Source organism: uncultured Eubacterium sp., from assembly GCF_934561735.1.
GTDB lineage: Bacteria > Bacillota > Clostridia > Oscillospirales > Acutalibacteraceae > Eubacterium_R.
This window is the reverse complement of sequence record NZ_CAKTGT010000003.1, coordinates 74163-94301: the sequence shown is the minus strand read 5'-3', so window position 1 is coordinate 94301 and position 20139 is coordinate 74163. Positions and strand designations below refer to the sequence as shown.

The 20139-nt window shown below is 39.4% G+C and carries 23 protein-coding genes and 2 pseudogenes; all 25 read left to right on the top strand.

The window, feature by feature from the left end:
- Window positions 1-366: 366 nt before the first annotated feature.
- The 25 genes and pseudogenes from lysS (at window position 367) to rpsS (ending at window position 20133) form a co-directional block, all read left to right on the top strand.
- Window positions 367-1851, top strand: coding sequence for a lysine--tRNA ligase (gene lysS / locus Q0E08_RS03900; RefSeq protein WP_366775040.1), 1485 nt, complete (start codon window positions 367-369; stop codon window positions 1849-1851).
- Between the two features lie 61 nt (window positions 1852-1912).
- The gene (locus Q0E08_RS03895; protein WP_294777206.1) at window positions 1913-2131 is read left to right on the top strand and encodes a hypothetical protein; all 219 of its coding nucleotides are present in this window, start codon (window positions 1913-1915) and stop codon (window positions 2129-2131) included.
- Window positions 2132-2193: 62 nt separating this feature from the next.
- Window positions 2194-2982, top strand: coding sequence for a hypothetical protein (locus tag Q0E08_RS03890; protein ID WP_294777204.1), 789 nt, complete (start codon window positions 2194-2196; stop codon window positions 2980-2982).
- 288 nt (window positions 2983-3270) lie between these two features.
- Entirely contained in the window at window positions 3271-4032 is a 762-nt protein-coding gene (locus Q0E08_RS03885) for a hypothetical protein (protein WP_294777202.1), read from the top strand.
- Between the two features lie 74 nt (window positions 4033-4106).
- Window positions 4107-4223 (top strand): annotated as a pseudogene (locus tag Q0E08_RS03880) (competence protein TfoX); the annotation flags it as partial.
- 237 nt (window positions 4224-4460) lie between these two features.
- Window positions 4461-5225 (top strand): zinc ribbon domain-containing protein, encoded by a 765-nt coding sequence (locus Q0E08_RS03875; protein WP_294777200.1) that lies wholly within the window; start codon window positions 4461-4463, stop codon window positions 5223-5225.
- Window positions 5226-5441: 216 nt separating this feature from the next.
- On the top strand, window positions 5442-5762 hold the full coding sequence (locus Q0E08_RS03870) for a TfoX/Sxy family protein (RefSeq protein WP_294777198.1): 321 nt from the start codon (window positions 5442-5444) through the stop codon (window positions 5760-5762).
- A gap of 77 nt (window positions 5763-5839) precedes the next feature.
- Complete coding sequence (locus Q0E08_RS03865) at window positions 5840-6265, top strand: N-acetyltransferase (protein ID WP_294777196.1); 426 nt, start codon at window positions 5840-5842, stop codon at window positions 6263-6265.
- Between the two features lie 35 nt (window positions 6266-6300).
- Entirely contained in the window at window positions 6301-6666 is a 366-nt protein-coding gene (gene crcB / locus Q0E08_RS03860) for a fluoride efflux transporter CrcB (RefSeq protein ID WP_294777194.1), read from the top strand.
- 75 nt (window positions 6667-6741) lie between these two features.
- Entirely contained in the window at window positions 6742-7416 is a 675-nt protein-coding gene (gene pnuC / locus Q0E08_RS03855) for a nicotinamide riboside transporter PnuC (protein ID WP_294777192.1), read from the top strand.
- 63 nt (window positions 7417-7479) lie between these two features.
- A pseudogene (locus Q0E08_RS03850) lies at window positions 7480-8097 on the top strand (NUDIX hydrolase N-terminal domain-containing protein).
- A gap of 19 nt (window positions 8098-8116) precedes the next feature.
- On the top strand, window positions 8117-9100 hold the full coding sequence (locus Q0E08_RS03845) for a Gfo/Idh/MocA family protein (RefSeq protein WP_294777190.1): 984 nt from the start codon (window positions 8117-8119) through the stop codon (window positions 9098-9100).
- The gene (locus Q0E08_RS03840) at window positions 9097-9852 is read left to right on the top strand and encodes an EFR1 family ferrodoxin (protein ID WP_294777188.1); all 756 of its coding nucleotides are present in this window, start codon (window positions 9097-9099) and stop codon (window positions 9850-9852) included. The genes Q0E08_RS03845 and Q0E08_RS03840 overlap by 4 nt, the downstream gene beginning before the upstream one ends.
- A 161-nt stretch (window positions 9853-10013) precedes the next feature.
- Entirely contained in the window at window positions 10014-10313 is a 300-nt protein-coding gene (locus Q0E08_RS03835) for a hypothetical protein (protein WP_294777186.1), read from the top strand.
- 63 nt (window positions 10314-10376) lie between these two features.
- The gene (locus Q0E08_RS03830; protein ID WP_294777184.1) at window positions 10377-11720 is read left to right on the top strand and encodes a hypothetical protein; all 1344 of its coding nucleotides are present in this window, start codon (window positions 10377-10379) and stop codon (window positions 11718-11720) included.
- 353 nt (window positions 11721-12073) lie between these two features.
- Window positions 12074-13738, top strand: coding sequence for a dihydroxy-acid dehydratase (gene ilvD, locus Q0E08_RS03825; protein ID WP_177664936.1), 1665 nt, complete (start codon window positions 12074-12076; stop codon window positions 13736-13738).
- Window positions 13739-13758: 20 nt separating this feature from the next.
- A complete protein-coding gene (locus Q0E08_RS03820; RefSeq protein WP_294777181.1) occupies window positions 13759-14412 on the top strand; it encodes a sortase domain-bontaining protein in 654 nt (217 codons plus the stop codon).
- A gap of 1 nt (window position 14413) precedes the next feature.
- Complete coding sequence (locus Q0E08_RS03815) at window positions 14414-15274, top strand: hypothetical protein (RefSeq protein ID WP_294777179.1); 861 nt, start codon at window positions 14414-14416, stop codon at window positions 15272-15274.
- 68 nt (window positions 15275-15342) lie between these two features.
- Window positions 15343-16185, top strand: coding sequence for an ABC transporter ATP-binding protein (locus Q0E08_RS03810; protein WP_366775033.1), 843 nt, complete (start codon window positions 15343-15345; stop codon window positions 16183-16185).
- Between the two features lie 756 nt (window positions 16186-16941).
- The gene (gene rpsJ, locus Q0E08_RS03805) at window positions 16942-17259 is read left to right on the top strand and encodes a 30S ribosomal protein S10 (protein ID WP_078768230.1); all 318 of its coding nucleotides are present in this window, start codon (window positions 16942-16944) and stop codon (window positions 17257-17259) included.
- Window positions 17260-17325: 66 nt separating this feature from the next.
- Window positions 17326-17958 (top strand): 50S ribosomal protein L3, encoded by a 633-nt coding sequence (gene rplC / locus Q0E08_RS03800; protein WP_294777177.1) that lies wholly within the window; start codon window positions 17326-17328, stop codon window positions 17956-17958.
- A 17-nt stretch (window positions 17959-17975) separates the two neighbouring features.
- Window positions 17976-18599 (top strand): 50S ribosomal protein L4, encoded by a 624-nt coding sequence (gene rplD, locus Q0E08_RS03795; protein ID WP_294777175.1) that lies wholly within the window; start codon window positions 17976-17978, stop codon window positions 18597-18599.
- Entirely contained in the window at window positions 18599-18895 is a 297-nt protein-coding gene (rplW, locus tag Q0E08_RS03790; protein WP_078768227.1) for a 50S ribosomal protein L23, read from the top strand. The genes rplD and rplW overlap by 1 nt, the downstream gene beginning before the upstream one ends.
- A gap of 112 nt (window positions 18896-19007) precedes the next feature.
- Window positions 19008-19841 (top strand): 50S ribosomal protein L2, encoded by an 834-nt coding sequence (rplB, locus tag Q0E08_RS03785; protein WP_294777171.1) that lies wholly within the window; start codon window positions 19008-19010, stop codon window positions 19839-19841.
- A 19-nt stretch (window positions 19842-19860) separates the two neighbouring features.
- Entirely contained in the window at window positions 19861-20133 is a 273-nt protein-coding gene (gene rpsS, locus Q0E08_RS03780) for a 30S ribosomal protein S19 (RefSeq protein ID WP_290904463.1), read from the top strand.
- The last annotated feature ends 6 nt before the right edge of the window (window positions 20134-20139 follow it).

Genomic DNA, 20139 nt, shown 5'->3' with positions numbered 1-20139 from the left:
TAAGAGGTAAAAACTATGGCAGGAAAGTTTGAAATCACCAAGCACGGTGACAGCGCTTTCACATTTGAATTTATAGTAGACGAAAAGGTTATGGGCACTTCTCCCGAGTTCGACAAGGAAGATGCCTGTAAGCGTGGCGTCAAGGCAGTAAAGAAGAATTCTCGTATGAAGGTTCAAAACGCTATTGTCGGTGACGAGGAAAAGACAAACCCTAAGTATTTGGTAGAGGCTGACGGAGACAAGGTTAAGTATACTTTGTTTTTGCAAACAGGTGCTGTTGCACTTGAGGGCAGTGCCGACAGCGAAGCCGAGGCTTTGGAAAATATCGAAAAAATCGGCAACAATGCAAATGCCGCACAGATGACAATGGCAGAAGTTGTCCTCAGCGAAAACGAGCAAAAGCAAATCCGAATTGACAAGCTCACTGCTCTTCAAAACGCAGGCAACGACCCGTTTGAAATCACAATCGCAACCCAAACACATCACTCAAACGAAATCGTTGAGAATTTTGACGAGCTTGAGGAAAAAGATGTTACCATCGCCGGCAGAATTATGACTTGGCGTGATATGGGCAAGGCAAACTTTATTGATATTCAAGACAGAAACGGCAGAATTCAGGCTTATGTAAGAATGAACGATGTCGGCGAGGAAGTGTTCAAGGAATTCAAAACTTGGGATATCGGCGACATTGTTGAAATTAAGGGCTTTGTTTTCAAAACAAGAACAGGCGAAATTTCTGTTCACGCAAAGGAACTCAGACTTCTTTCAAAGTCGCTCCTTCCGCTTCCTGAAAAGTTCCACGGTCTTACCGACACAGACACAAGATACCGCAGAAGATACCTTGATATGATTATGAATCCTGATGTAAAGGATACTTTCATCAAGCGTTCAAAGATTATTTCTTCAATCCGTTCATATCTTGACAACCTCGGCTTTATTGAGGTAGAAACACCTATCCTCAACACTATTCCGGGCGGTGCGGCTGCAAGACCGTTCATCACTCACCACAACACTCTTGATATGGATATGTATCTCCGTATCGCAACAGAGCTTTATCTCAAGCGTCTTATCGTTGGCGGTATGGAAAGAGTATATGAAATCGGCAGAAACTTCCGTAACGAGGGTATGGATGTTCGTCATAATCCTGAATTTACCTGCATTGAACTTTATCAGGCATTCACCGATTATCACGGTATGATGGACATTGCAGAGGCTCTCATCCGCAACGCTGCAAACGAGGTTTGCGACAGCCTCCACATTGTGTTTAACGGCACAGAAATTGACCTTGAAAGTCCGTTCAGACGCCTTACAATGGTTGACGCAGTTAAGGAATACAGCGGTGTTGACTTTGCTTCATTTATGAGCGATGACGAAAAAGCCATTGCCATCGCAAAGGAAAAGGATATTGAAATTGCACCGGGCAAGGCAACTTGGGGCGATATTCTCAATTCATTCTTCGAGGAATTTGTTGAGGAAAATCTCACACAGCCAACATTCATTATGGATTATCCTGTTGAAGTCAGCCCGCTTACAAAGAGAAAGCCTGATTGTCCGGTACTTACCGAGAGATTTGAGCTTTTCATTCTCGGCGGTGAATACGGCAACGCTTACAGCGAGCTTAATGACCCAATCGACCAGATGAAGCGTTTTGAGGCTCAAATGAAGCTCCGTGAAGCAGGCGACGACGAAGCAAATATGATTGATAACGACTTCGTTATGGCTCTTGAATACGGTATGCCACCTACGGGCGGTCTCGGTATCGGCATTGACAGACTTGTTATGCTCCTCACCGACAGCTATTCAATCCGTGATGTTCTCTTGTTCCCGACAATGAAACCAATCAACGAATAATTTTATATCTGTAATCAATGGGCAATTCCGATCGGAGTTGCCCATTGTAAGAGGTGATAGATTGGGAAAATATTATGAGAGTATAACAGGAACTATACTATGTACAGAGGCACCGAAAGAAAATGAGTACAATATTGAGATGAATAAAGAATATGATGTTGTGGACGGTGTAATTCAAAATGTAGTTCAGCCATATCCTTTTGGCGATATAAAAGATATTAATTATTTTTATAAAGATAAAGGTATTAAATTTAAAGTAACAGAAGTTATAGATATGTGAAAGGAGGATAAAAAAATATGGGGGCGTTTTGCTTTTTATTTGTAATTATTGCGGTCGTCTTTATGATTTGTGAAGAATTCTTTTCAGATTTTAAGTATAGCAGTTTTCTTTTTAAAGAACGAAGAGAACGAGAAAAGAAAATAAAACGGTTTGAAGATTTACCTGAAGAAGAACAACAAAAAATTCGAGACTTTGAGTTTAGAGAAAGAGCAAGAGAGACTCCTGTACCAAATAGATATAGAAGTATTGATGACCCAGTTATTAAAGCGGAAGATTTTGTAAATAAGATAACTAAAAAGAGATTAATAAGTGATTTAGAGAATTTTAAATCTCAATTTATGGATTTACCTTTTTTTGGTTTAGCAGTAATACATTGCCCTTATAGTAGCTCTATCTATTTAAAAGATAAGGACATTGAAACTCGTTTAAGAGAATATATTGGTTCAGTAAATTATAAAAGTTATGAGTTTGAAATATTTCCTCAAAACCCTCTTCGAGACCATTTTGATATATGGTGTGAATTAGAAGTAAAAGAGTTATGTGATAAACATAACAAAAAGTACGATTATGATTTGTTTGATATAGATGAATTTCATAAAAAATCAAAATGTGGTTATTTGACTATTCATTTAATAAGAAAACAAGAATCCGGGTGTTATTGCTGGGATGAGATAGATGATGAGGAATCTAAAAAACAATACTTAGATACATACTCTAAATTGTTCTTATATTTTGAACAATTTAGAAAAGAAGTTTTAAGTAAATTTACGGATAAACTATTAAGCTATTATTACAAAGATAGACTTAAATATATACCGGAGATTGATACTTTTACTTATTTTGACACTTAATTATAATTCATTTTTACACAAACCCACTAACTTACAGTGGGTTTATTTGTGTATATTCCACAAATATATAAATAACTAAACTTTTTTTTATAAAATCTATTGACATTATACGCCTTTGTGTTATTAAAAGTTTCAAAAAGTTAGAGCGAAAAGACTGATAGGTAATAGAGATAAAAGTGGTAGTGTTTATAATACATTGATGAAAATAAATTTATTTCTATAGCATTTAAAAGCAATATAATGAAAGTATAGCTAACTTGGATATAATAAAGAGTTGAGGTGCTTTGAATGAATAAAATAATCTGCTTATTAAAATTTGGAGAAAAAGAGCATATGGAAGGACTGACCCGTGGAGAAATGTATTTTTCTAATGCTTTAAATTTCAGACAAATAGAAGAAAAGGAATTGATTAAAGGTCAAGGCGATAAATTAGAGGGTGGTTCTTTAATACAAGCTCAAGACGTGACGATGATAGATAATGAATCAAATGATATTGTATTTTCAGGATTTAGAGGAAGTTTTCATGTACATTATGAACCAGCAAATTTATTTCCTGTATATTGTTTATTTGCTTGTTATAAAAAAGATTGTACATTGTATGATGATGGAACGCTTGAGTTTCATTTTTCGGAAGAAATCAAAGATAATATAAAGCAACATTTTCCAAAGGCAGATTCAGTAGCAATAATAAAAAATCCTGATGAATTTATAGCCAATGTAAAAGCAACTATTGGAACAAAAAGTGTATCTGGTTTGGTTAATTATTTTAATTTGTATGGTCTTGATTCGGCAGAAGGAAAAGCTAATGACCTTCAGTACATTAAGTATCTGACACAAGATATTCCGCCTCAAAAAGTTGAGGGAGGATTGAAATGTAGTTTTTCGGAAAAATATGTGTATCGTTCTTTATTGTGTAAAGATGTATTTTTTAAAAACGAGCAAGAGTATCGATTTATTCTTCCAAATGATAAAATTAGCAAAGGAACAATTTATTCTATAAAACCTGAACAAATCATTTCTGTTGTTGATTTGAAAGAATTTTTCGGGTAAAGGAATGAAAGGATTATAATGACAGAACTAAACTTAAAACAGATTACAGACAAATTAAATAGTGAGTTTGCAATGATGGGGCAAAGAAAATGTTGCTTGTAGAAGATGTTGATAGTAAGGAATTTTTGACAGGCTTGTTTCATGCAATGTATGATGAATTGCCGACACCTAAGCTTAAAAAGAAAAAGTAGACAGATAACCCGACCGGAAAAACAAATAAAGAATTTATTAGAACTATATATGAAATAGAGAAAATATATTGAAATTAAAGAAAGTCTTAGTTAAACAAAGTTTTGGCTTATCAGCCCTTTGTTTGATAGAGAAGAAATCCTTTTCTCAAAGGACTTTTTGTTTGCATAAAAGCAACAACGTGTTGCTTGTGTAAGAACCGTTGATATATTATAATGAACTTAAAGGCGGTGAATGTTATGGAAACAAAGAATATTATTTTTAATTTAAGAACAAAGGCAGGTCTTTCTCAAGATGAACTTGCTCAAAATGTGTTTGTCACAAGACAGGCGGTTTCTCGCTGGGAAAACGGTGATACCGTTCCTAATACCGAAACATTAAAACTTCTTTCAAAGCTGTTTGATGTGTCAATTAATACGCTTCTCGGCTCGCCGAGAAAAATGATTTGCCAATGTTGCGGTATGCCGTTGGAAGATGAAATTATCAGCAGAGAAAAAGACGGATTTTTGAATGAGAATTATTGCAAGTGGTGTTATGCCGACGGTGAGTATATGTACAGCGATATGGATGACTTGATTGAAGTATGTGTGAAAAATATGGCTAATGATGAGCTTTCGGCAGATGATGTGCGTTCTTATTTGCACCAAATGCTTCCAACTCTCGATTATTGGAAACGCTACGAAGAACTCGGTGATGACGGTGCTTTTGATGAATTCAAATCTGCCTTGATTGATGAAATTAATGCTCTTAATATTGACGGTATGCCGAAGTTGACAAAACTAAATGCACTTGTGGGAAGTTATGTTAATTTGGAATACAGGCTTCCAAACGGCAAATCGGTGAAGTTTTTGGATGACAATGCAACTTATCTCGGCAATCAGCTTGAATGTGAATTCGGAGGCGACAGGTGTTTTGGGGTTCTTGCCAATATGGATTTTATTTTGATTTCGACTTACGAAGAAAACGGAACAAATCCCGAACTTGTTTTGTATAAGAAAAGGTAAAATGTTTAGGCGAACACAGTTCTCCGCAAATTGATGTATGCGGGTATGTGTCCGCCTTTTATTTGACTTAATTTATATATGTGATTATAATGTTATCAAGTTCTGTCAAAAAGCCGGATTTAGGCAGGTGCCCGAAAGTGAGTTGCCTGTTACATTCAGTCATTCTTATAAAGATTGTGATTTTTGGTTGGGCTTAGATTAATTAGGAGTCGGTTTATGGCGTCAAGTAAAGAATATCTGGAGTTTATATTGGAACAACTGTCGGATTTGGACGATGTTACTTATCGTGCTATGATGGGTGAATTTATAATTTATTATCGTGGAAAAATTGTCGGTGGTATTTATGATGACCGATTGCTTGTAAAACCTGTTAAATCAGCAATTATGTATATGCCCGAAACAGTTTATGAATTGCCGTATAACGGTGCAAAAGAAATGCTTTTTGTGGATAATGTCGACAACAGAGAGTTTTTAACAGGACTTTTCAACGCAATGTATGACGAACTCCCGACACCTAAAAAGAAAAAAACTTGTTGATGTAAGTTTATTGATGTTTTGGTATGCTGATTTTAAAATAAGCAAAAAACAATTTGAATTCCCAGGAGAGTTGTTTTATGATTAGAAAATTACAAAAAGCAGATTTAAACAGGGTTGCTGATATTTGGTTGGACACAAACATAAAGGCGCATTCTTTTGTTCCTGCTCAATATTGGAAAAATAATTTTGAAACAGTGAAAGAAATGCTGTTGCAGGCTGAAGTCTATGTTTATGAAGAGGGTCGGAATATACAAGGCTTTATAGGACTGAACAGCGAATTTATTGAGGGCATTTTTGTTTCTTCCGAAAATCAATCGCAGGGCATAGGCGGTTTGCTGTTGAATTATATAAAGAATAAGAAACCAAAAGTGTCTTTATATGTGTATCAGAAAAACACTCGTGCAATATCATTTTATCAAAGAGAAGGCTTTGAAATTAGGTGCGAAGCATTAGACGAAACTACCGGAGAAAAAGAATTTGTAATGATGTGGCAATCAAAATAATAATTTGACCTTTGTTAATAATTAAGGAGACTGAAATGAATTTCTTGTTTGTAGCACTTGGCGGCGCGCTTGGTGCGGTTTTACGCTATGCCATAAGTTTGATACCCGTTAAAACGGATTTTCCGATTTTGACCTTTGTCACAAACATTGTCGGTGCGGTTGCTATCGGCTTTATTGTCGGCATTGTCAGCGAAAAAGAAAACACATCTCCAAACACTGTACTGTTTTGGAAAACCGGTGTTTGCGGAGGTTTCACAACATTTTCAACCTTTTCGCTTGAGGCTGTCACCTTGTTTGAAAACAAAATGTATTGCTTCGGCGGATTGTATGTTGTGTTGAGCGTGGCTTTTTGTTTGCTCGGTGTGTTTTGCGGAAAACGGCTTGCAAGTATTGTTGCATAGCGGAATATTTTTATATCGATATAATCTTTCCGTTGTACACAATAAGTAATGTTTTATGAGGAAAATATATAATATATGAGTAATCCGTTTAAAAGTTTTAAGAAAAAAGAGTGGGTGCTGTGGATTGTGTCACTCGTGTTGGTAATAATGTCAAATCTCTTGTCGGGGGATGTTGATGTTCTTACACTGTCGGCGACATGCGTGGGTGTAACCTCGCTTGTGTTTGCGGCAATAGGCAATGTGTGGGCACCGATTCTTATGATTGTGTTCAGTGTATTTTACGGCATTATATCTTGGAAGTTCAGGTATTGGGGAGAGGTGATAACCTATCTCGGTATGACGATGCCTATGGCGATTTGGTCAACGATAACCTGGATTAAAAACCCTGCCAAAAACGGAAAAGAGGTTGCAATTCAAAAACTTACAAAAAAGCATTTTTTGTTGGTTGCCCTCTCCACCGTGATTGTTACGGCGGTGTTTTATTTGATTTTGGCAAAACTCAACACGCCAAATATTGTGTTCAGCACCATATCAATCACAACAAGTTTTATTGCGGCGGCACTGACTATGCTTCGTTCGTCATATTACGCCGTAGGTTATGCGGCAAACGATATTGTGCTTATTGTTTTGTGGGTGCTTGCGTCAATTAAAAATCCAGAATACATACCCGTTGTTATGAATTTTGCAATTTTCTTTTTCAACGATATGTACGGCTTTGTCAGTTGGAAGAAAAGAGAAAAAATTTGTTGATATAAATTTCTTGATGTTTTCGAGAGCTTTTTTTATAATGAAATATATTAAGGCGGTGAAGAAGTGAACGATAAATGGTTTGATTTTGCAATGCGTATTCAGTCTATTGCACAGGCGGGTTTGCAATACGGCAAGGATAAGTTTGACAAAGAACGATACGAGGAACTTCGCAGAATATCGGCAGAAATGTTATCAGTTAAAACAGATGTTTCCGTTGAAAAAATAACGGATTTGTTTTGCAATGAAAGTGGCTATCAAACCCCTAAGATTGACACGAGGGCGGCGGTGTTTGTTGACGGCAAAATCCTTATGGTGCACTAAAACAATGGCACTTGGTCGCTCCCGGGCGGCTGGTGTGATGTTGATCAATCCGTTGCTTCAAATACCGAAAAGGAAGTACGGGAAGAAACAGGATTTATCGTTTCCTCTCAAAAAATAATTGCCGTTCAGGATTGGAGACTCCATAATGTGACAAACTTTGCCTACGGTGTTGTTAAAGTGTTTGTTCTTTGCAAATACGAAGGTGGGAGCTTTGAAGAAAATATTGAAACCACCGAAATCGGATTTTTTGACCGTGACAATATTCCCGACAATCTTGCCGTGGAAAAAACAACAAAAGAACAGATTTTGATGTGCTTTGATTCGTATGAAAATATAAATTCACCTACACTTTTTGATTGATTAACGGAGGAATGTCAAAATGAAAAACATTAATTGGGCGGTTCTCGGCACGGGAGTTATAGCAAACGAAATGGCTGTTGCTTTGCGGAAAAACGGCAAAAGCATTTATGCGGTCGGCAACAGAACTCACGAAAAGGCTGTGGCGTTTGCCGAAAAATACGGCATCGGCAAGGTGTACGATGATTTTAACGATATGTTCACCGACCCGAATGTTGATGTTGTTTACATCACCACTCCGCACAACACTCATATTGAATTTATGAAAAAGGCAATAGCAAACGGCAAGCATATTCTTGTTGAAAAGTCTGTTACGCTTAATTCTTCGGAGCTTGACGAAGCGTTGACTCTTGCAGAAGAAAAGGGCGTTATCGTTGCCGAGGCTATGACGATTTATCATATGCCGATTTACAAAAAACTTAATGAAATTCTTGCGTCGGGTAAACTCGGACGGGTTAATCTTATTACAACAAATTTCGGCAGCTTTAAGGATTATAATATGAAAAACCGATTTTTTAATCGTTCTCTTGCCGGCGGTGCAATGCTTGATATCGGCGTTTATTCGCTTTCGTTTATCCGTTGGTTTTTCGCCTCAAAGCCGAACAGCGTTTTGTCACAAATGAAAAAAGCACCGACCGGTGTTGATGAGCAGGCAAGTATGCTCCTTACAAACAAAGATGGTCAAATGGCAACCGTTATGCTTTCGCTTCATTCAAAACAGCCTAAGCGTGGTATGGTGTCCTGCGAAAAGGGATATATTGAAATTATGGAATATCCGAGAGCGTGGGAAGCAACAATTACTTATGCCGAAAGCGGCGAAACCGAAACGGTATCGGCAGGTAAGCACGAGGACGCTCTTGCCTATGAGCTTGAAGATATGGAAAAGGCAATTTTGGGCGAGGTAAACGATATGCACCTTGATTACACCAAGGATGTAATGGATATTATGGCCGATTTCAGAAGAAACTTTGACCTTACTTATCCCGAGGAGGAAAACAAGCAATGATTTTATGTTTTTCAGGCACGGGCAACAGCCGATATGTCGCCGAATTCATTGCCGACAAGCTCGGTGATACCGTTATTGATTTGAATGAAAAAATAAAGCACGGCGACCATTCTCCAATCGCTGTAAACGGCAGGTTGGTTATTGCCACACCTACCTATGCGTGGAGAATTCCCCGTGTTGTTACCGAATGGATTGAAAAAACCGATATAACCGCCACCGATGGCGTTTGGTTTGTTATGACCTGCGGCGGTGAAGTCGGCAATGCCGAAAAATTCAACAAGCTCCTTTGCACTCAAAAGGGCTTTGATTACAATGGCACCGCTCAAATTGTCATGCCTGAAAATTACATTGCAATGTTTGATGCACCGCAGGTTGATGAGGCAAAGCAGATTGTGTCAAATTCAATCCGTGATATTGAAAAAACAGCGGAGCAAATTAAGAACGAAAAGCCGTTTAAGACTTTGAAAACTTCGTTAATTGACAAGTTGTACAGCGGAATTGTAAACGATGCGTTTTATCCTTTGTTTGTAAAATCAAAGGCTTTTTATGCAACCGATGATTGCATAGGTTGCGGCAAGTGCGTCAAACTTTGCCCGCTCAACAATGTTAAACTCGTTGACGGCAAGCCTGTGTGGGGAAACAATTGCACTCATTGTATGGCGTGCATTTGCTATTGCCCAAAGGAAGCAATAGAATACGGACGCAAAAGCCAAGGCAAGCCACGCTATCATATAGAAAAAATAGTAAAATAATTGTATTAACAAAGCTCAAGATTTTCTTGGGCTTTTTATCATAATAAAATGTAAATACTTTGTCCAAAAAATATTTACATTGGTAATATTTTCTTTTTATCTGATTTATGAATTCGAAAAAATTGTTTGATATTATGGTATCAAAGGAAAGGAGTGTTTTTATGAAAAAGTCTATCGTAAATTTTATCATCGGCGTATTGGTTGGTGCAATTATGGCAACTGCGGGAATTTATGCATACATTGAACTTTCGCAGAATAATAATGAACCGTCATCGTCAATGGGGCAACCGCCACAGATGCAAGGCGGCGACTCACAACCGTCACAATCACAGGGGGATAATAATTCACAACAGCCTCCCGAAAAACCTGACGGCGACAATTCAAATGCCGATAACGGTAATGCGGGAGCGGAACATTCTCAAAGCAGCGGCGGAGGTAATTCCTTAACGAATAATGCTTAACACAAATAGATATTTTGCGGTTTATACAGTACATAAATTTTGACAATATTATAGGAGGCTAATATGACACGGAAAGAAAAAATAATAAGTTTGGTTATCATACTTACTTTGATTATAACAGAGTGCGGATTGGCGTATGTCACGGTTGAAGCTGTTAACGAGAAAAACACACCGAGTGCAATGCAGGGTCAGCCGCCACAGCAATCATCGGGTAATACGGAATACTCGGCACAAACGGAAATTACGGATGACACAACAATAAGCAACGAATCGTACAGTTCAAAAACGGCTGACGAAAACGCTTTGCTTGTAAGCGGAGCGGAGGCAACGCTTGACAACATCACAGTTACGAAAACGGGCGATTCGGACGGCGGAGATAATACGAGTTTTTACGGTACGAATTCAGGCGTTATAGCAAAAGACGGTGCAAAATTGACTATAAAAAATTCAACCGTCACAACAAATGCAACAGGTGCAAACGGTGTGTTTTCCTACGGCGGAAGTGCAACAACCGATAACACATCAAGTGATTCAACCGAGGTTAACATCAGCAATTCAACCATTGTCACCAAAAAAGATAATTCGGGCGGAATTATGACAACGGGCGGCGGAATTATGAATGCAACTGATTTGACCGTTAAAACATACGGAACATCAAGTGCCGCAATCAGAAGCGACAGAGGCGGAGGCACGGTGAATGTTAACGGCGGAACTTATACAACAAACGGTCAAGGCTCGCCAAGCGTTTATTCAACCGCTGATATTTCGGTTAAAAATGCAAAACTTGTATCGAATGTTTCAGAGGGTGTTGTTATTGAGGGCAAAAACAGCGTAAATTTGGAAAATTGCGAACTTAACGATAACAATACAAAACTTAACGGACAGTCAACAACATATAAAAATATATTCTTGTATCAATCTATGTCGGGTGACGCAGACACGGGCACAGCTTCGTTTACTGCGAAAAATTGCAAAATCACAACTCAAAAGGGCGACACTTTGTATGTAACAAACACAGCGGCAGAAATAAATCTTGAAAACAATACTATAAGCAACACGGATTCAAGCGGATACTTTTTGCGGGTTCAAAAGGATTCGTGGGGAAACAGCGGTTCAAACGGCGGTGCGGTTGAATTGAATATGAAAAACCAAAAAGCAAAAGGTAATGTGTGCGTCGATTCTATTTCAACATTGACAATGAGTTTGTCGGGCGGAAGCTATTACGAGGGTACACTGAATTCCGAAAACTCGGCAAAAGAATTTTCGCTGAAACTTGATTCATCATCAAAAATCAAATTGACAGGCGACAGCTATGTCAGCACGCTTGATGATGAGGACACCACTTACAGCAATATTGATTTCAACGGCTACACACTGTATGTCGGCTCAAACGCATTAAAAGGCTAATCAGACTGTCGATAAAGCTCCTGAAACACGCCAAATATAATCAATCGAATTATGCCTCCTATTGACGCAATAGAATGTGGCAACATAAAGTGTACTTTATTATATCTGATAAGGCTCAAGGATTTTCCCTTGGGCTTTATTGCTTTTCAGACAAAATCTGCACGCCTTGACGAAAAGTAAAATTCTTGTATAATTAAGACATAACGCTGCCGTAAATCATTTTTTAAACGGCTTGTTAAACCTTAAAATCATATAAATATAAAAATATATTGAAATTAATCCTTATAAATAATATAATATAAATAATAAGCATTTATAATTTATTCTATAACAAATAACAAAGAGGTATAAAAATGAGATCAGATTTAATTAAAGAGGGCCCTTCAAGAGCCCCTCACCGTTCTCTGTTGCGAGCTCTCGGTATTGATGAACTCGAAATGAAAAGACCGTTTGTAGCTGTTGTTAACTCAAAGAGTGATTATATTCCGGGTCATATGCACCTTGACAAAATCGCAGAGCAGGTTAAGGCAGGTATTCGTAACGCAGGCGGTGTTCCGTTTGAATTCAACACAATCGGTGTTTGCGACGGTATTGCAATGAATCACAAGGGTATGAAGTATTCACTTTGCTCTCGTGAACTTATTGCGGACAGCATTGAGGTTATGCTCACGGCTCACCCTCTTGATGCTATTGTATTTATTCCTAACTGTGACAAAATTGTTCCGGGTATGCTCCTTGCGGCTTGCAGACTCAATCTTCCTTGTATCTTTATTAACGGCGGTCCGATGCTTCCGGGTAAGAGTACCGAAACAAAGAACCCTATCGGTCTTTCCGAGCAGTTTGAATATGTAGGTGCAAATGCAGTAGGCAAGATGTCACTTGAAAATCTTGAGCAAACCGCATTTACGGCTTGCCCTACCTGTGGCTCTTGTTCGGGTATGTACACGGCAAATTCTATGAACTGCCTTACAGAATCAATCGGTATGTCACTTCCGGGTTCGGGTACAATTCCGGCTGTTTATTCCGCTCGTCTTCGTCTTGCAAAGATGGCAGGCGAAAGAGTTATGGATCTTCTTAAAGATGACATTAAACCGTCGGATATTATTACAGAAAAAGCAATTCAAAACGCTATGCGTACCGATATGGCTATCGGTTGCTCAACAAATACAATTCTTCACCTTACGGCTATTGCTCACGCAGCAGGTCACGATATTAATTTGTCAGATCTCAACGAAATGGGCAACACCACTCCGCAAATTTGCAAGCTTAATCCGGCATCATCCGTATTTATTACAGACCTTAACGATGTGGGCGGTATGCAGGCTGTTATTAAGGAACTTGCTTCGGGCGGACTTATCAACACAGATTGCCTTACCGTAAGCGGTACGGTTGCTCAAAGAATTGCAAACGCTCCCGATGCAGACGGAGTTGTTATCCGTAAGCTTGATGATCCGTTTTCAAAGGACGGCGGTATTGCTGTTCTTAAAGGCAACCTTGCTGAAGAGGGTGCCGTTGTAAAGAAGGGTGCTGTCGCTCCTGAAATGATGCAACACAAAGGCCCTGCAAAGTGCTATAACTCCGAGGAAGAGGCTATTGCCGCTATCACAGGCGGTAAGGTTGTTGCCGGTGATGTTGTTGTTATCAGATACGAAGGCCCTAAGGGCGGCCCGGGTATGAGAGAAATGCTTTCTCCTACTTCCGCAATTATCGGTATGGGTCTCGGCTCACAGGTTGCACTTTTGACCGACGGCCGTTTTTCGGGCGCTACAAGAGGTGCTTCAATCGGACATGTAAGCCCTGAAGCTGCGGTAGGCGGTACTATTGCACTTGTTGAAGACGGCGATGAAATTGAAATTGACATTCCTGCAAGAGTTCTTCGTGTAAATGTATCGGATGAAGTTTTGGCAGAAAGAAAGAAAAATTGGACTGCTCCTAAGCAGAATTTAACAGGGTATCTCAAGAGATATGCACAGCATGTAACTTCAGGTTCACGCGGTGCTGTATATGAAGACGATTAAGGTTTAGGTGATTACCTTTTATGAAAAAAGCCAAGGCACAAAAAGAGAAAAGATCTGTTCGTGTAAAGCGACCTAAAGGCTCGGTCTATCCGTATGTGTACAGATGTGTGTCGTTTGTTTTGATTTCGCTGTTTGTCTTTGCTCCGCTTATGATTATAGGTCTTGACAAGGCAAAAAACACTGTTGCCGATGCTCAAACTTATCTTACAATCGGGTATAATGACATAAGCGTTGACGATTTGCCTAACGACAAAACGGGCAAGGATTTTATCGATTCGATTAAAATCGGCTCATTGCTCGGCACCGTTACCTGCGAAAGAATAGGCCTTAATGAAAAAATATACTACGGCGACAATCGTGTTACTATGCGAAACGGAGTGGGCTTGAGCAATAAGTCGTATCTTTTCGGTATGGGTGGTGCGTCGAAAGTCGCAGGCTATGCCTCATCTTCTTTTAAAACATTATATAATGCAAAAAACGGAGATGTGATTGTTGTCGATTCCAATTTGGGAACATACAACTATAAAGTGTATAAAACTTCGTTGTCAGAAAAAACGGAAAAAACAAACGGCGATGTTCTTGTGCTTGCCACATCAAAATCCGGCGATGCGTTTGCTTCATTTTCAAATGAAAAGTTTTATGTTTATGCCAAATTGACCGAGGAGGTAAATTAGTATGAAAACAGATTTTGCCTCTCGCCGCAAAGCAAGAACGCTTTTGTCTTTTGTCCTTTACTTGTGCATAGTTATGTGTGCTTTGTGCTTTGAATTTATGTTTGTCACCGCAAATCCGAAAACCTTTGTTTACGAATTTACAAACAGCACTTATGTTGAAAATTTGCGTTGCGATATTGCACAATATACAAAAGATTTGTGTGCCGTAAACTCAATTTCGGATGATTTTGTTGACAATTTAATTACTTATGATAATATATATAAGATTGAAAATGCTTATATATCGACTGAATTTGTTTCTACACAGGAATTTTCGCAGGACGCATACGGCGGTTTGCTTGACCAATTAAAAGAAAATGTTGCAACAAGCGTTGCCAATGTTGTTAAGTCCGAAAATTTAACCGTAGAAAAAACCGTTAAGAATACGGCGATTGACGAATTTGCCGATGATGTTGCGGATTATGCCGGTAAGGTAATACAGTTTGGTTATGCAAGGCAGGTTAAGGATTTTTGCGATTTGTCAAAAACCGTGTGCAGTATTCTTATTGCCGTGTGCAGTGCAATAGGCATAGGCATAATTATTTCTTTGTTCAAGCAAACTTCAAGGAAATATCGTGCCACGAGAAACATAGCTTATTCTTTGCTTGCATCGGTTGTTATGAACTTGATTGTACTTGCTGCCGTTGCCATAATTAAAGCAACACGACAGCTTGTAATTTATCCGACATATCTTGTTGATGTTTTTATAAGATGGCTTAATGATTCTATGTGTGCTTTGGCAACAGGAAGCTTTGTGCTTGCCGTATTGTTTGCCGTGTTTGCGTGCGTTACATGGAAAATGAAGCGTGACAGTAAGCAGTAATTATATTATATATAAAACTATATTATAGGTTTTGCTGTAACCTTGCAGTAAGAAAAAGAGGTTGAAATATGGAAAAAGAAATAGAAAATGTTATTTTTGACGAAACACTTCCCGAACAGGAAGAACATAAAATGGCCGAGGAAGAACTTGAAGAGCGTCCTGTTGTTATTGATGTAAGCCATGTTGATATGGAATTCATCCTTAACAAGCAAAAAGTTGACAATCTCAAGGAGTTTGTTATTCGTAAGATCAAAGGTAATATTGAGGTTGCCAAGTTTAAAGCTCTTGATGATATAACATTTCAGGTAAGAAAAGGCGAACGACTTGCAATTATGGGTCTTAACGGTGCGGGCAAGAGTACGCTCCTTAAGGCTATTGTAGGTGTGTACAAGCCTACCGCAGGTAAAGTCACCAAGGTCGGCGTTATGGCTCCTCTTATCGAACTCGGTGCTGGTTTTGACCCGGAATATACCGGTAAGGAAAACATTTATCTTTACGGTGCTATTCTCGGTTACAGCAGAGAGTTCCTTGATACAAAGATTCAGGATATTATTGATTTTTCCGAGCTCGGTGATTTCATCAATGTTCCGCTTAAAAATTACTCCTCGGGTATGAAATCCCGTTTGGGCTTTTCCATTGCAACCGCCGTTGAGCCGGATATTCTTATTCTTGACGAAGTTTTGTCGGTAGGTGACGCAAAGTTCAGACGCAAGAGCCTTGCAAAAGTTCAGTCAATGTTTGACAATGGCGTAACCGTACTCTTTGTATCTCACAGTATCGATCAGGTACTTGCAATTTGCGACCGTGCAATCCTTCTTCAAAAGGGTAAAATCATTGCAGAGGGCACAGCTGAAGAGGTTGCCGTTGTTTATGAAGAAAAAACAGGCAGAGGACCTAAAAACAAGATTTGATTAAGACGGCAGAGTAGACTGTCGATAAAGTTCCTGAACCACGCCAAAAATGTTTCAGCGAAACTTTGTAAGTGATAGGCTTATTTATCCCGAAATATTATCGTTTTAATAATACAGTCTAAAGAAAAGCACCGCAAACATCGAGTTTGCGGTGCTTTTGGCGTTTTTCGTTTTTTGCTCACAAGCGGTACCATCGTACAGCAAAGTTCGCAAGAAAACGAAATTCAGAACCTTTCTCAACAGCCTACAGTGTTGTATACCGTCTTTTCTATATATAGTGTAGGTACGCTTTTTAAACACTATATATAGAAGCAAATTTCTCTTGTGCAAAACTAACAAACTTTAAAATTAAAATTTGTAAAAACAGCCGAAATTTATTCAAAAAAATTTTAAAAAAAGCCTTGACATAGCACTCTCTATATATTATAATAGTCGCACGTGTGGTGAACTGCGTATATTGAAGTTATATATTATATATAGCGTATGCGGCTTGACTGCACAACATGATATGCGATGATGTCGGAGGTTGCGCTGAACCCGGCGGTAATTTCGACGGAGTATGTCCGAGTTTTAAACACGGGCGAAACTATCTAATGCTAAACTACGACAGGTAACTTGCGAATGCCTGCGTGTGTAGGCTCTTTCTGCGCCCGGATGAATAGTTCATTCGGCTTTTAAAAATGAAGGAGAAGAAACACACGGCTTCGTGGTTAAGGATTGGAGCTCGCACCACTAAATTTCAATGGAGGAATTAAAATGGCAGCAAGTAAAGTCAAGATTAGAATCAGACTTAAGGGCTATGATCACAGCATTGTTGATCAGGCTGCAGAAAAGATTGTTGAAACTGCAAAGAGAACAGGCGCTCAGGTTAGCGGTCCTATCCCTCTTCCGACAGAAATCGAAAAGGTAACAATCCTTCGTGCTACTCATAAGTACAAGGACAGCCGTGAGCAGTTTGAACAAAGAACACACAAAAGACTCATTGACATCCTCAGACCTTCAAACAAAACAATTGAAGCTCTTCAGGGTCTTGAGCTCCCAGCCGGCGTAGATTTGGAAATCAAAACAAAGTAATTCAAATCAAAAACGGTTGAGGTCATGTTGGGGGTACCCAACCAATAACCAAAGGAGGAAATACAAATGAAGAAAGGTCTTATCGGTAAGAAAATCGGCATGACTCAGATCTTCGACGAAGCAGGCAATGCAATTCCTGTAACAGTAGTTGAAGCAGGTCCATGCGTAATTACCCAAAAGAAGACAATGGAGAACGATGGCTACGAAGCTGTACAAGTTGGTTTCGGCGATGTAAAAGTTGCAAGAGTCAACAAGCCAATGAAGGGTCACTTCGACAAAGCAAATGTTGCTCCAAAGAAAACACTCAAAGAATTCCGTCTTGATGACATCTCGGCAATGAACGTAGGCGATATCCTTAAAGCAGACGTTTTCGCAGCAGGCGATGTAGTAGATGTTAAGGGAACAAGCAAGGGTCACGGAACAGCCGGCGCAATCAAGCGTTGGAACTTCTCAAGACTCCGTATGAGCCACGGTACAGGTCCTAACCACCGTCACGCAGGTTCACTCGGTGCTTGTTCAAGCCCTTCAAGAGTATTCAAGGGCAAGAAGATGGCAGGTCACTACGGTCACGAAGCAGTAACAGTTCAAAACCTCAAGGTTGTTAAGGTTGATGCAGAATCAAACCTTATCGCAATCAAGGGTGCAATCCCTGGTCCAAAGGGCGGAATCGTTGTTATTGCCGACGCAGTAAAAGCTTAACGAAAGGAGAGGTATAAATGGCACAGGTTCAGGTTTATAACCAAGAAGGAAGAAAGACTTCCAAGTTAGAGCTTGCAGATTCAGTTTTCGGTATCGAGCCAAATGCTGACGCAATGCACTTAGCAGTAGTTAGCTATCTTGCTAACCAAAGACAAGGAACACAGTCAACTCTCACTCGTTCAGAAGTAAGCGGTGGCGGTGCAAAGCCTTGGAGACAAAAGGGCACAGGCCGTGCTCGTCAGGGTTCAACAAGATCTCCACAGTGGACACACGGTGGTATCGCTCTCGGCCCTAAGCCAAGAAAGTACAAGGTTGAACTTAACAAGAAAGTAAAGAGACTTGCTATGAAGTCAGCTTTGTCAGCAAAAGTTGCAGACGAAGAAATGATGGTAGTAAATAAGATTGAGCTTGAAGGCATCAAGACAAAGGCTATTGTTGAAATGCTTACAAAGCTTAAGACTGCAAAGAAGACACTTATCGTTACAGACAGCGTTGATGAAGTTATCTACAAGAGCGCTCGTAACATTGAAGGCGTTAAGGTTGCTACAGTAAACACTCTTTGTGTATACGACATTCTTAATTGCGATTCATTTGTTGTTCTTAAGGACGCAGCAAAGAAAATTGAGGAGGTATACGCATAATGAAAGCAGCACAGGATATTATCCTTAAGCCAATCATCACTGAAAACTCAATGATGGGCATTATGGAAAAGAAATATACCTTCAAGGTAGCAAAGACAGCAAACAAGATTGAAATTGCTAAGGCAGTTGAAGAAGTTTTCCCTGGCACAAAGGTTGCTAAGGTAAACACAATGAACGTTCGCGGTCGTAAGCGTAGACAAGGCTACAATGTAGGCTACACTCCATCTTGGAAAAAGGCTATCGTAACCTTGACAGAAGATTCAAAAGAAATCGAATTCTTCAGTGATATGATGTAATCACAATATAATAAGTAATATATACCTATTATATAAGCAACAGAAACAAATGAATGATGAGGTATGAAAGGTGCCATCCTTTCGCAAAGTTATTCATGGTAAGGAGATTATAATGGCAGTTAGAAATTATAAGCCGACTACACCTTCAAGAAGAAATATGTCGGTTATTGATTATTCTTCTCTCTCAAAAGTTGCTCCTGAGAAATCACTTCTTGAACCAATGAACAAGAAGTCAGGTCGTAACTCATACGGAAGAATCACTGTTCGTCATCGTGGCGGCGGTAACAGAAGAAAGTATCGTGTAATTGACTTCAAGAGAAACAAGTTTGATGTTCCTGCTGAAGTTAAGAGCATCGAATACGATCCAAACAGATCAGCTCATATTGCTCTTATTCAATATGAGGACGGTGTAAAGAGCTACATCACAGCTCCTGAAGGTCTTAAGGTAGGTGCAACAGTAGTTGCAGGTACCGATGTAGATATCGTAGTTGGTAACGCTCTTCCACTTGAAAATATGCCTGTTGGTACAATCGTACACAACGTAGAGCTTTATCCTGGCAACGGTGCTCAGCTTGCTCGTTCGGCAGGTAACAGCGCACAGCTTATGGCTCTTGAAGGCCCTTATGCACTTCTCAGACTTCCTTCGGGCGAGTTGAGAAATGTTCCAAAGCAATGTATCGCAACAGTTGGTGTTGTAGGCAACTCAGACCACGCTAATGTTAAAATCGGTAAAGCCGGTCGTAAGCGTAACATGGGTTGGAGACCAACAGTTCGTGGTTCTGTAATGAACCCTAACGATCACCCTCACGGTGGTGGTGAAGGTAAGTCCCCTATCGGTCGTCCGGGTCCATGTACTCCATGGGGTAAACCTGCTCTCGGTTACAAGACTCGTAACAAGAAGAAGGCTTCTAATAAGATGATCGTTCGTCGCAGAAACAGCAAGTAAGAAGAAAGGAGAAGATTAAATGAGTAGAAGTACTAAAAAAGGCGCATTCGTTGAAGAAAGTCTTTACAAGAAGGTAGAAGCTCTTAACGAAAAAGGCGACAAGCAAGTTATTAAGACTTGGTCAAGAAGTTCAACAATCTTCCCTGAATTCGTAGGTCACACATTTGCTGTACACGACGGAAGAAAGCATGTTCCTGTATATGTTACAGAGGATATGGTTGGACACAAGCTCGGTGAATTTGCACCGACAAGAACATTCAGAGGCCATGCAGGCACTAAGACAGGTAAGTAATTGAAA